The sequence below is a fragment of the Gammaproteobacteria bacterium genome, assembly GCA_013001575.1.
In the GTDB taxonomy this organism is placed as follows: domain Bacteria; phylum Pseudomonadota; class Gammaproteobacteria; order Steroidobacterales; family JABDMI01; genus JABDMI01.
Map to the genome: position 1 here is coordinate 19,283 of JABDMI010000087.1, position 13,594 is coordinate 32,876.

Sequence of the window (13,594 nt, forward strand, 5' to 3'; positions counted from 1 at the left end):
AACTTAGCCAGGATAGACTTGCGCGGCCTCGAATACCGGGCCATCCACACAGACGCGTTGCATTTCTAAACCGTTCGGAGTTTGCACCGGAACGGTACACCCGGCGCATCCACCCACCGCACAGGCCATAAACTCTTCCAGCGAAACCTGGCAGTCAAGACTGTATTTACGCGCTAGCGCGGCCACGGCTTTTAACATTGGTGTAGGCCCGCAGGCAAAGATCTCGATCTCATCGAGTTCGGCTTGCGACAAAGTCTGTAAATGTGCATCGGCAAGATCGGTCACAAAGCCCTTGAAACTGGCTGCATAGCCTTGCCAGGAAGCAAGACGGCTTGGAATGTTCCAGCTTTCCAGCAGCGGGTGTGAGCCATTGATGGCCTCATCTATGCCTTGTACTGCTATCGACGATTTGCTCACAGCGAAGGGAAACGGAATCTCGGAACCCATGATGCAAAAAGTTTTCCAGTCGGCGTCTGGGTTAGCCTTGATGCTTTCGGCTAGAAATATCATTGGCGGAATTCCTACGCCGCCGCCGATCAATAAAGGGCGGGGTTTATTCGCATGTAAAGTGAAGCCTTTGCCAATCGGTCCCAACACACTGATGTTGTCACCTGCTGCACGCGAACTTAAGTGATGCAGGCCGTGACCATGAATTTTGTATAAAAAATCCACCCAGCCTTGTTCAGGTGAAGCGCGCATGATGGACAAGGGCCGACGCATGGGTACAGCCGGGTCACAGGTAAGATGCGCAAAACTTCCTGCCTTGGCGCGTTTGGCAGTTTCAGGAGCATACACGCGCAGTATGTATTGCTCGCCAGGCCAGGACTCTTGCTCAATAACCGTTGCCGATTCGAGAAAGATCTGTCCGCGATGTGATGTGTCAGTCGTTGTTGTGTTCATAAATTATTGTTTATTGAGTAAGAGATCGAACAGAGCCATTCGGATGAAAAGCCCGTTGTTAACTTGTGCCGAAATCAAGGAGCGTTGGCTGTCAGCCAGTTCGCTACTGATCTCAACGCCGCGATTCATTGGACCCGGGTGCATAACCAGTGCTTGTGGACAGGTTTTTTCCAATCGCTGACTATTAATGCCGTAACGCTGGTGATAACTGTCGTTGTCTGGAATCTCGCCATCCAGCATGCGTTCTTTTTGTATGCGTAGCGCCATCACGATATCGGCATTTTCCAGTGCGGTATCCAGATCAGTGCCCTGTTTAGATGTTGTGAATTCAGAGGCTTCCGGCAACAGATGTTGCGGTGCCACTAAACTGATGTTTGTGATCCCCAGCGCATTCAAACACTGACAGGTGGAACGCGCCACTCGCGAGTGTTTGATGTCACCCACTATAACGATCTTGGCAGACTCGAGATCGGAGTGATGCTGGAGCATGGTGTAAACGTCGAGTAAGCCCTGGGTAGGATGATTCAGTGTGCCGCCACCACCATTAATGATATGCGTATTCGGATGCAGCCGGCTCATCTGAATCGCCAGTTCATTGCAAATTTTTTCATCTTTGCTGCGAATCACAAAGATCTCGGCGCCCACCGCTTGCAGTGTGATCAGCGTATCGAGATAGGTTTCGCCCTTGACCCGCGATGATTGATGTTCATTCATGGTCAGCACGTGCATGCCCAGCTGTTTGGCGGCTGACTCAAAGGAAAGCCGGGTACGTGTACTCGGTTCAAAAAACAAATTGGCCAGAATGCGATGTTGTAAACGCGTGTTCAGCTCTGTCGCCGACATGGCTTTCAATTCATCGGCTTTAGAAAATATTGCTCGTATGTTTTCTGCGCTCAGGTCGGCAATGCTTGAAAGATGGTGCATGTAGTGAGTTCGTTTGGTTTTATTGTTTCGTAAGTTGTTGTGGCAGTTTAAGTGTAATTCTCGTCCATCCAGCGTTGTAGCATTACTGCAGCCGCGGCTTTATCAATGTCGGTTTTTTTGACACGTCTATTCCGTTTGCCAGTTTGGCGCAATTCTTTTATTTGCTTGCCGGCTTCCCTGGAGCTGTAACTTTCATCGATAAATTCTATTGGCATATCAATTCGGTCACTGAGTAAAGCTGCGTAACGTCGAATGGATTTACCCATCCCGGATTCGCTGCCATCCGCATTATACGGCATACCCATGATCAACTTATGGGGTTGCCATTCTTTGATCAAATCGAGCAATGCATTGCTGATGGTGAATGGGTCACTGATTATAACGGTGGTCAGCGCCTGAGCATTGCGGGTAATCGGGTTTCCCACCGCCACACCAATACGCCGCTGGCCATAGTCCAGCGCCATAATTGATTGATTGATTTTTGGGGCAGACATGCCAGATGAATCAGGCATGTCCAACGTCACCACTCAGATTGTGCAAGTCGATCCCTATGGATTGTGCTGCAGCCTCCCAGCGTTGAGCATATGGGATCTCGAATAGAATACGGGTATCGCAGGGGGCGGTTAACCAGGCATTGGCGAGTAGCTCTTCTTCCAGTTGACCGGCTTCCCAGCCTGAATACCCCAGGGCGAAGGCTTTTTGGCTTGGGCCACTGCCATTAGCAATGGCGAGCATGATATCTTTGGAAGTGGTGACCCGGATCTGCTCGGACACATCCAGGGATGATGCCCATCTACCATGCTCGCTATTCAGGTCACTATCAATGCGATGCAAAACAAAGCCACGGTCGCTGGCAACAGGTCCGCCGATCAGGACCGGTTCATTGCCTTCATTGCCCTGGTATTCCAGATCCAGTTGTTGCAACACTTCACCAACACTAATGGCAATAGGGCGATTGATCACAATGCCCAAGGCACCATCCGCATTATGCTCGCAGATCAGGGTCACGGTTTTTTCGAAAACAGGATCGTGCATTTGCGGCATTGCAATAAGTAACTGGTTGTTGAGATAGCCTTCTTGCATGACTCCATTATCGGTCATCACAGCTCGAAAAAGTAAGTTTTTGTCCCGCTTTAAAGTGATAAAACACAAGAATTCTGAGTCTAATTAGAATCACCTTTAAAGGCACGACCTTTAACCACGCCAACTTCGGTGAATTGCCATTCGTACACAAAGGTCAGCGCGTTATTACCAACCGCCAGTTCTTCGGGGAAAGGGTCAAAAGGCGCTGCAAGGCGCAAGATTCGCAAGGCGGCCTGATCAGTAGAGCCTGATCCGGATGTGCGTAAAATTGCCGCTTTGCGGATTGAGCCATCGCGACCGATCGAGACCTCGATGACGGGTGAACGTTGTCGGTTTTTTTCCAGCAGATCTTTAGGGTAATTCAAGGTGCCAATGCGTTCCACTTTCTGTCGCCAGGCGCTGATGTAATTTGCCACATTGCTTTCTTTGGCATTGATCGACACCACCAGCTCGTTATCTTCGCTTGCAGTTATGAGATTTTTGACATCGGTCTTTTCTTGCGGAGCCAGTACCTGTTCACCACTGGTCATGAGGCGTGCCTTTAAGCGGTAATCCGAAATAGCAATATCGGGCTTCACTTGTATAAGCACACTCGGGCGATCGGATTTCCGTGCAGCCAGATATTGGCGCATCGCTTCGTCAGTAATAACTTCACGTTCTTGTAGCGCCTGGCCGTCGGGATTGCCTGGATTATCAAACGGATCACCTTGCGTAGGGTCACTGGAGGCACGTACCTGATCTGCGGTGTTGCCGGAGCCCAGTTGATTCGACTGGGCGTAATATTTTGCATTTTCCGGTTCCAGGTCGTCACTGTGACCCTGTATCAGTACCACTTCGAGTTGATCGCTGCCACTGTGGATCAATGCTTCTGATTCAAAGGTAATGCCCAAGATCACGATTCCATGCAAAATAATCGCAACAAAAAAAGCCGTCATCAGTCGATCATTATCATTAAGCATGGTGAATGGGGTCCGAAGAAAGCATTAAGTTATTCAATTGGAAGCTCGCATATTATAACTTAGATTCAGTATGTCGAATTTAGTTGCGCGATCACTTCAACTTTATAATCCGGGTCTTGCCAGGAGGTTAGATCATTCATTGAGTTTGTTATTTGTGCCTTTTTATTCGGGAACAATACTAAAACATTTTCAACTTTCATTTGTTTGGCTATGTTTTGCCAGTCTTCACCGGCCACATGCAATGCGGTTGCTGCAGCATCGGCCAATATCGGGTCCGAGTGAATGACGGTTACGCTGCGAATTGCTGTATTCGGGTAGCCGCTGCGTGGATCAAGTATGTGGTGCGAACGTTTGCCTTTATATTCAAACTGGCGTTCGTAGTCACCCGACGTGAATACTGCCGTCGCTGATGATTCTCTTTTATCAAGCGTGAATATGGCCGGGGCATCAAAGCCTTTGCTGTGGATATCGGGGTTTTTTAATCCCACTTTCCAGGGCGAGCCATCAGGCTTATGACCAAGCGCGATGAGATCACCCCCAAAACCGATGAGTGCGTTGTTAATGCCATGCTCGTATAGCATTTCGAACGCTTGTTGCGCCGCCCAGCCCTTTGCGACACCGCCAAGATCCACTTTTAATGGACGTTTGGCGCAAATTTTCCGGTCGTGCAATTCAATGTCTTGCATATTGCCATATCGAGCCATGAGAGATTCAATTTCTTCATCCGTTGGCGGAACCGAACGCATTTCCTCGGATTTATGAAAACCCCATAGTTCCACAAGAGGCATGATTGCCGGGTCGAATAAACCGGAACTATGCGCATGCAAGTCTTTCAGTTTTTGAAAAAAAACCATGCTGTCATCATCAACGGGCAGACCACATTGGGCGTTTTCCAAAAACCGGTTTTGAACCGTTAGCCAGCCATCACCCCAGGCATAGAGGTCTTTGGTTTGTTTTTTGCTGAGTTGATCAAACTGCTTAATGAATTCATCCGCCTGATGTTTGCTGGAATAGATTTGTAGCTGTACATAGGTGCCGAGGGTATAGCGCTGGAATTTATGGGGGCTTTCTTCTGAAGCGCACCCCGAAAACAGTGCAATACTCATGGCTATTACACAGCAGAATAACTTATACACCTTGCGGTTAATTGTATCGATGGGCAAATCCGTTCTATGTGATCTGCTTGAGCAAGGCATTGACATAATCTCGCCCCAGGTCCAGGTCGAACTGCGAATTGAGTTCGCGAATGCCTGTTGGGCTGGTGACGTTAATCTCGGTCATGTAGTTTCCGATCACATCCAGGCCGGCAAATAATACGCCTCGTTTTTTAAGTTCGGGACCAACTACATTTGCAATTTTTTGGGCAGCAGAACTCAATGGCACGCCTTGACCTTTGCCTCCAGCTGCCAGGTTACCGCGATGCTCACCTGGAACGGGTATGCGAGCCAGCGCATAGGGCGCAGCTTTTCCATCAATAATGATAATGCGCTGGTCACCGGTTTCAGTGATCTCGGGAATAAACCCCTGGACCATGGCGAATCTTTTGCCATGGTCTGTGAGGGTTTCAAAAATAACCTGGCGATTACCATCCTTGGGATGGATCACGAATATCGATTTACCACCCATGCCATCCAGAGGTTTGGCAACCACACTGCCATGCGTTTGTTGAAAATTGACCATGCGTTGCATGTCACGCGTGATCAATGTGGGCGGACACAACTCGGGAAACCAGGCGGTGTAAGCTTTTTCATTAATATCCCTGAGGGCTTGCGGATGATTACTGACGGTAACTCCGCTAACTTGAGCGCGATCCAGAATATAGGTCGCGTATATGTACTCCATATCAAAAGGTGGGTCTTTACGCATCAAAATGATGTCAAATTGCGACGCCGGACGGGTGTTTCTTTCACCTAATTGATACCAATCACCTTTCCCCTGATCGTTGTGTAATACCAGTAACTGCGAGCAAGTCATGGCCTGACCGTTTGCGATCCAGAGATCGGCTAAATTCAAATAATGCACATCGGCATAGTCTTGTGCGGCCCAGATCATGCCAATTGTTGTGTCTTTATACGCGGCCACTGACTGGATCGGATCCATCACAATCGCAATTTTGGGACGCTTTGTTGTTTTTGCCATGAGATTGGTGCTCGCTTGAGAGTTGGGTCAAATTGATGGATCTTCGGACTGCTTTGTCAGCATGATTTGGCAGACTTTCAATTATCGTGATTTTACTTCATAAAAAACTTCACTATGTAAAATAACTCACTGAGCAATCAAGATAAAATAAGAATTCTTACTTGGCGGGATGCGGTGAATATGGTAAAAAGGTTGTCTGGGGAATAATGGATGACAACGCTTTAGGGGAAGCTGGATTTTCGCCCTATAGAAAGGGCTGTTATGGATTGTCTGATTTCCAGACCCATTACATATGTATAAAGTATTGATTTGGTGCGTTTCGGCGCATCGAAATCTTACATAAATATTTTAATAATCAGTTACTTATGAGAATCTCAAAAGACTTGTGAATGAATATTTCATGCCTCCAAGTTATGCGAGATTTCAACAATTGGAGCTATTGTGAGCAATACGCAAGCGCAAGAAAACACCGGATTAAAGGTTTTGATCATCGATGATAGTAAAACTATCCGGCGCACAGCTGAAACCATCCTCACTAAAGAGGGATTCAGAGTCTTTACCGCCATCGATGGATTTGATGCCTTGTCAAAAGTTGCGGACCACAAACCCGATGTGATCTTTGTCGACATCATGATGCCCAGACTGGACGGTTATCAGACCTGTGCCTTGATTAAGCACAATAAAACCTACAATCAGACACCGATTATCATGTTATCAAGTAAAGATGGCTTGTTTGACCGGGCGCGTGGCAAGATCGTCGGATCAGAACAGTATCTGACCAAGCCATTTACCAAAGAAGAATTATTGAATGCAATTAACCTGCATACCGATGCAGCTGCATAAATACAACAACTAATCATTTTAATAGCGGGCACCGCAGTAAAAAAGAGGAAAAACTCAGATGGCCAAAGTTTTAATTGTCGATGACTCACCAACCGAGGTTCACATACTCAAGGGTTTCCTGGATAAAGGGGGGCATGACGTATTGGTTGCGCAGGATGGCAAATCCGGAATTGAAATGGCAGAAGCTGAATCGCCGGACTTGATCCTGATGGACGTGGTCATGCCGGGCGTTAATGGTTTTCAAGCCACGCGTAAACTATCCCGCAACGACAAAACTTCGGCAATCCCGGTCATCATGGTCACAACCAAGAATCAGGAAACCGATCGTATCTGGGGCATGCGCCAGGGCGCTGTCGATTATCTGGTGAAACCGGTTAAAGAAAAAAGCCTGATGGAGAAAATCAGCGAAGTTCTGGATAAAAATTCCTGAGCGCGCTTTAGGCAAACCTAATAATGTCAGAACCCCTCTACGAATATCGCGACACGCCGTTTCGTCTGTTGCAACTGCTTGAGCAGCGCTGCCGTGAAGCGAGTCAGTCACAAGTTGGTGCTGGAAATCGCCGTGAGTGGGTGGGTGTGGCATTTCGTGTAGGCAAAGAAACCTTTTTGACCTCTCGCAGTGACGTTAGGGAAGTATTGAATGTAATACCCACCACCCGCGTACCAGGTGCCAGCGACTGGATACGAGGCTTGGCGAATTTGCGCAGTCAGTTAATACCGGTAATCGATCTGGCCCGTTTTGTTGGTGCCGGGGAACACGAAATTTCTGGCAAAGAAAGAATGTTGGTTGTTAACCATGACAAGATACCCGTGGCCTTAATTGTCGATGAGGTCTTTGGCTTCCGACGCTTTAGTGATTCCGAGTTGGCCAAGGGCAAAGTTGCCAATACAGATTACCAGGTCGAGCCATACGTACTTGGCACTTGCCAGCGAGATGACAATCACTGGTCAGTGTTAGGATTACGCAAGTTAGTGGAAAGCCCGCAATTCATGCAGTCTAGTGCTGCAAGTGTAAATTAATAAAAATATAAAACTAAATATACTAAAAATTAAGACAGAGTTTGTCGCATGAGGAAAACCCATGGCTAAACAAAGTAATTTGAGTCCAAGAGAGATACCCCTGTTCGGGTTGATCGGCTTGCTCATAATTGTCGTTGCTGTAGTACTGAACGTCCTTGGGCTGGGCGGCAACATTCCGTTTTTACTGGAGTCGCTCGTAGCCCTGGCCGGGTTGTGCATACTCGGGATGTTATTTGCATACTGGAAAACCGGACATGCACGAGTTATGGCACAACAAGCAATGATCAAAGGCGAAAAAGACCAGGAAGGTATTTTACGTTTGATGGACGAACTGGGGAGTCTCGCGGATGGAGACTTGACGGTTGAAGCATCGGTGACTGAAGACGTAACCGGTTCAATTGCAGACTCGATCAATTACGCGGTTGATGCCTTACGTGAACTGGTTGTCACAATTGACCAAACCGCAACCCAGGTAAATCGTGCCGCCCAGCAAACTCAGGTGACCGCTAACAAACTGAGTGAAGTGAGTGCCAGTCAGAATGATCATGTGATCCAGGCCAATGACGCAATTAGCTCGATCACGGAATCAATACGAAAAGTATCAAATAACGCCGAGATCTCATCCAATGTTGCACAACAATCGGTACAGATCGCCGACAAGGGCGGTAAAGCCGTACGTCGTACCATTGAAGGTATGGCTTCTATTCGTGAAACCATTCAAGAAACCTCCAAACGGATCAAGCGTCTGGGCGAGAGTTCGCAGGAAATTGGAAACATCGTTGGCCTGATTAACGACATCGCCGAACAAACCAATATTTTGGCCTTGAATGCCTCGATTCAGGCGTCTATGGCGGGTGAAGCCGGTCGCGGTTTTGCGGTGGTCGCGGATGAAGTACAGCGACTGGCTGAACGTGCGACCGATGCCACCAGACAGATCGAAACTCTGGTGAAAACTATTCAAACCGATACCAATGAAGCAGTTGCTTCGATGGAAGAATCAACAGCCAACGTGGTGGGCGGCGCCAAACTCGCCGAGAACGCCGGTGAAGCGCTGGATGAGATTCAGTCGGTTTCCAAACAGATCTCGGAATTGATTACCGGTATTTCCTCCGCGTCACAAAGTCAGGCGGTTGAGGCTACCAACGTGATCAAAACCATGGAAGTATTAAGAAAATATTCTACCCAGACTGCTGGTGGTGCGTCGGTAACCTCCACTAACGTATCCAAATTGGCAGATTTGGCGAACGAACTGCGTGAGTCGGTTGAAGGCTTTACCTTACCCGAACAAAACAGCTAACAAGCAACAGCAAACTGGAATGACCATACAACAAAGGAAACATTGCTAAATAAGAACCGTTACCGCCAAATGTCGGTAACAAATTAAGCTAAGATCATGTTAAACGCCGCCTACAAAGATACCTTGTATGTCGTCTCTGACGAGATGCGTGCAACCCTGAAAGATATCAAGGCTGCACTAGAACTGGCCATTGAAACCCGTGATAACAAACACCTGGGCATGGTGCGAGAATTATTACACACCGCCAAAGGTGCCCTTGAGCTTATAGACTTCAATGCCACGGCAATGCTCGCCAGTGAAATGAACAAAGTGGTTGACCAATTGCTGGAACGTAAATCCACGAATCGCGATGCCGCTCTTGAAGCAGTCAGTGCCGGGGTTGTGTTTTTACCGAGTTTTTTCAATAAAACACTGGATTCTGACGGCAAGGAACATTCGATTGCCTTGTTACCCATATTGCAAGACCTGAGAGCAGCACGACAGGAAAAACCATTATCTGAAGACACACTCTTGTTGCTGGATATCAAACGTGAAGAGCTATCCGATAAAACCATCATGTTGCCCAAGCTCAAGCCGCAGCATGATCTGCGGATGCTCTTGGGTAAATATCGTTCGATTTTCCAAACTTCGCTTTTAGGCTGGATAAAAGACAAAGAGTCAATTAAGCATTTGACCCGACTGGCTGTCATCAGTGAAAAATATGAAAAGTCCGCCAAAGAAGAGCGCAGTTTTAAATTGTGGTGGGTCACAGGCGGCTTGATCGAGGCATTAATAGAGAAAGGTCTAAAATCCAGTCCAGATCTACGCCGCTTGTTTGGACAAGTGGATCGCGCGGGCAAAATGATCCTCGATAATGGTGAAGAATACTTTCAGGCGAATACTGACCGCACCCTGATCAACCAATTATTGTATTTCATCGGGCGCAGTGAATCATCAGGTAAACGCGTTACCGAGATTCGCAAAGCATTCAGTTTAAATGACAAGTTACAAGTCGAAGACAGGATTGTAGAAGCCAGAGCAGCAATGGCTACCCCGGATTCAGAAGTCATGCAGTCTTTGTCAAAGGCAATCAAGGAGGATCTCGAAAGAGTTAAAGATACTCTGGACATTTTTAATCGTACTGGCTCAAAAGAAAACCTGAATATCGAGGATCGTTTTCAAAGTCTGAAAAAAATCGCCGACACCTTGAAAATGCTGGGACTGGATGATCTGGAAAAACGCGTCATTGTTCAACAACAAGAAATTTCAGCGCTTCTGGAGCGCAACGAGAACCTCACCGAAAATCATATGATCGGTGTTGCTGCCTCATTATTGCAAGTCGAAAGCAGATTGGAAGAAGAACTGGATAAACTGGCCGGCAAAAAAGCCAAAGACAATCCAAAGTTCCTGCTTGATGCATTGAGTGCCACTTTCCGGGAAACCAAAGTCAATCTGGCCCGGGTGAAAGAGGTTATCAGCCAATTCATGCGTGACCCGACAGACCTTAAGGCCATTTCACGAGCACCGGTACTGCTGAAAGAGGCCAATGCGGCTTGTATGATCAGTGGTAAAGAACGCTTGGCGGTGATTCTAGAGCGCTTACAGGATTACATTAGCCGGTATCTGATTGGCAGTGGACGCTTACCCTATGGCGAGCACTTAGAACTACTTGCCGGTGCCATAGAGAGTGTGGATTTTTATCTCGAAACCCTCAATAAGGGCCGCCGGGATCCCTGGTACATGCTGGATAATGCCGACAATTGCCTGGATCAGTTGCTACGTGAGGCACCACGCCCATTTCCGCAAACCAGACTTGATAAACATTCGGATTACGAACGCACAATTACTGAACCTGCGCCCTCTGCACAAGAAAATAATATCGGTACCGGAACCGTTGCGGTTCCACGTCTGACCCCGGCAGACATAGAACGCATGCAGAATCCGCAGCACACCGAGCAGACTGTGCATCCCGATGCCTATCCGGTCATGGACAGCGAATTACAAACTGATCCAGAAGTTATTGAGATATTTATTGAAGAAGCTAAAGAAGTTGGCCAGCAGGTTGCCCCAGAATTTGCCTCTTGGCTGGGTGATAACTCACAACGCGAAGCTCTGGTATCAGTTCGACGTGGTTTCCATACTTTAAAAGGCAGTGGACGTATGGTGGGTGCCAAACGTCTTGGTGAATTTGCCTGGGCGGTCGAGAATCTGATCAATCGCACTTTGGAGGGTACGGTTCAAATTGATAACGATGGCCGCTATTTATTACAACGCGCCATAGAAGTGGTCCCTGGCTTGATCGAGCAACTGGAAGTTGGTACTGAAACCAAAGAAGATGTTCATCAGTTGATGCTGTCGATTGATTCCTACACCGATCAAAAATTACATAGCCAGGACAAAACCGACGCGACACTTTTGCCTGGCCAGATGGCCAAGTTGCAAGAGCTTACCGATACCCAGACCTTCCGCAAATCAGAAAATGAAGGCACCCCCGCTTCCAATGCCGGAGAATTGTCATCAGATGCCCCGAATACCCAGATCATTGACATGCGCAACATGCTCAAGGAAGGGTTTAATCCCAACGCGGATACGCCGCATACCCAGATTATGGACATGCGCAATGTGTTGTCCGGAAAGGATACGGCCGAGATTGAAGCATTGGTTGGTGCCGACCGTCCTGACATTCAAATTGATGATACTAAACAAAGTCCCCAGCGTTATGCGCTCGAACAAGCCCTGTATGACATTTATATTGATGAGTCATCAAAACATTTGTCGGTAGTCAAAGAGTTTTGCCGCGATTCGATCGGAAAGCCGGTTTCTAACAGTATGCATCGTGCCGTGCATACTTTGCATGGCAGCGCCAATATGGCCGACCTGGAACCGATCAATGAAATTGCAACCGAGCTTGAGCGATTTATTCAGCGCTTATATGACGAAGGCCTTGCCTTTGAAGAAGATGCAGCTAAAACCGTAACGCAATCTGCCAATGTCATTGAAGAAATGATCGCCACGATCAATACAGATCAAGCAATGCCATTTGCATCTCAAGCATTACTTGGTGAACTGGAAAACTTACGTAAAAATGTCGATTTACTTATCGAGAAAAAAGACGATGACAGTCAAGCCGAAGATCTTGATCTCGACATCCTGGATGACGTAATTCACGATGACTCGCTGGCTTATTCCGAGACCAGTCGTTTCAGTGACAGTGACGATGTGATGGAGTTGAATGCAGATATTGATCTGGATGTCACAGATAACACTGACGATCAGGCAGATGTTGGTGATGCACCAGCTCAAGCCGAGACTGGATCATCTGATGCGTTGGAAGCTACCCAAGAAACCGAACAACTTCTCGACGAACTTGAAGTAGAACTGGATGACATACTGATCGTCGCTGATTCAACTCAAGAGCCTGCGCTCCAGGCCAATGCGCCAACCTTGATTGCGGTTGAGTCGGAGATTACCAATATCTTCCTGGAAGAGGCAGAAGAATTAATCGCTCAATCAGACACAGCCTTGTCAGCCTGGGGCGACCAGGGTATAGATAATAATAGTATTAGTGAATTACAACGTCTATTGCACACACTTAAAGGTGGTGCACGCATGGCTGGCTTGTTGAGTATTGGTGATTTCACGCATGACCTTGAAACTTTTGTGATCGCTTTGCGTGATAATGATCTAGCCAATAATGAATCGGCGCGTAAAGGCCTGCAGTCTGCTCTGGATCATGTGCATAGCATGTTGTCAGATGTTCAAGAAGAACAACCACCGCGACCACCGGCCGGGATATTAGAAAAACTTCAGGCTCTGATCGAAGGCAAGGAGGTTGAAAGCACGGCTTGGGACGTTTCTACCGAAGTGCCAGAATCTGTTACTCAAGATTCCGGCTCTGACTTAGTTGTTTCCGATGCCCAAGACACGGGCGAGGTCATGGCATTCAGCGAGGAATCTTTACAAGATGGCATGCAAAGCCAGGATAGCTCTGAATTTGAACTGCCAGCTGATGAGGAGCCCGAACAGCCTGAAGTCCAGGAACTGAATTTACCAGTATTTGATGATACCTATGCCGAAGAGCCAATGACCAATGTGGTTGATCTGCACGAGGCTGGTGTTGATGCGGATGATTCCGAGCAAGAGATTAGACAAGATCAAGATTATGAGTCGGGAGATTCAATATTTGAATATGCCCCACAGATCGTTCCGACCCAGCAACGCCAACAAGATGCGGCCCGCATAAGCACCAACAACCTCGAGACCTTGCTTAACCAGGCGGGCGAGATCAGTATATTCCGTTCACGCATTGAACAAGAATTGAGTAATGCCAACCTCAACCTGGCCGAGTTGGCTCGTACCGTTCAACGGGTGCGTGAACAAATACGCAAAATGGAAATCGAAACCGAGGCCACCATTTTGTATCAACACCGCGAAGAGAGCGAGCACAGTG

At 47.6% G+C, this 13,594-nt stretch carries 12 protein-coding genes; 5 read left to right on the forward strand and 7 right to left on the reverse strand.

Annotated elements, in window-relative coordinates:
- Nucleotides 1-3 precede the first annotated feature (3 nt).
- From HKN88_07440 to gshB, 7 genes are all read right to left on the reverse strand, one after another.
- Nucleotides 4-900, reverse strand: coding sequence for a dihydroorotate dehydrogenase electron transfer subunit (locus HKN88_07440; GenBank protein NNC97892.1), 897 nt, complete (start codon nt 898-900; stop codon nt 4-6).
- A 3-nt stretch (nt 901-903) separates the two neighbouring features.
- On the reverse strand, nt 904-1,824 hold the full coding sequence (locus HKN88_07445; protein NNC97893.1) for an aspartate carbamoyltransferase catalytic subunit: 921 nt from the start codon (nt 1,822-1,824) through the stop codon (nt 904-906).
- A 47-nt stretch (nt 1,825-1,871) separates the two neighbouring features.
- Nucleotides 1,872-2,336, reverse strand: coding sequence for a Holliday junction resolvase RuvX (gene ruvX, locus HKN88_07450; protein ID NNC97894.1), 465 nt, complete (start codon nt 2,334-2,336; stop codon nt 1,872-1,874).
- Nucleotides 2,329-2,907 (reverse strand): YqgE/AlgH family protein, encoded by a 579-nt coding sequence (locus HKN88_07455; protein ID NNC97895.1) that lies wholly within the window; start codon nt 2,905-2,907, stop codon nt 2,329-2,331. Before HKN88_07455 ends, ruvX begins: the two co-directional genes overlap by 8 nt.
- 80 nt (nt 2,908-2,987) lie before the next feature.
- Entirely contained in the window at nt 2,988-3,866 is an 879-nt protein-coding gene (locus HKN88_07460) for an energy transducer TonB (protein NNC97896.1), read from the reverse strand.
- A gap of 65 nt (nt 3,867-3,931) precedes the next feature.
- On the reverse strand, nt 3,932-4,972 hold the full coding sequence (locus HKN88_07465) for an FAD:protein FMN transferase (protein NNC97897.1): 1,041 nt from the start codon (nt 4,970-4,972) through the stop codon (nt 3,932-3,934).
- 64 nt (nt 4,973-5,036) lie between these two features.
- Nucleotides 5,037-6,005, reverse strand: coding sequence for a glutathione synthase (gene gshB / locus HKN88_07470; GenBank protein ID NNC97898.1), 969 nt, complete (start codon nt 6,003-6,005; stop codon nt 5,037-5,039).
- A 438-nt stretch (nt 6,006-6,443) separates the two neighbouring features.
- Here gshB and HKN88_07475 point away from each other — a divergent pair, with 438 nt between their 5' ends.
- The 5 genes from HKN88_07475 to HKN88_07495 all read left to right on the forward strand — a co-directional run.
- Nucleotides 6,444-6,848, forward strand: a complete 405-nt coding sequence (locus tag HKN88_07475; GenBank protein ID NNC97899.1) for a response regulator — start codon at nt 6,444-6,446, stop codon at nt 6,846-6,848.
- A gap of 58 nt (nt 6,849-6,906) precedes the next feature.
- Entirely contained in the window at nt 6,907-7,278 is a 372-nt protein-coding gene (locus tag HKN88_07480) for a response regulator (GenBank protein ID NNC97900.1), read from the forward strand.
- A 23-nt stretch (nt 7,279-7,301) separates the two neighbouring features.
- Nucleotides 7,302-7,868 (forward strand): purine-binding chemotaxis protein CheW, encoded by a 567-nt coding sequence (locus tag HKN88_07485; protein NNC97901.1) that lies wholly within the window; start codon nt 7,302-7,304, stop codon nt 7,866-7,868.
- A gap of 61 nt (nt 7,869-7,929) precedes the next feature.
- Entirely contained in the window at nt 7,930-9,165 is a 1,236-nt protein-coding gene (locus HKN88_07490) for a methyl-accepting chemotaxis protein (GenBank protein NNC97902.1), read from the forward strand.
- A gap of 96 nt (nt 9,166-9,261) precedes the next feature.
- Nucleotides 9,262-13,594: hypothetical protein (locus tag HKN88_07495; GenBank protein ID NNC97903.1), on the forward strand; the 4,333-nt coding region annotated here is incomplete at its 3' end.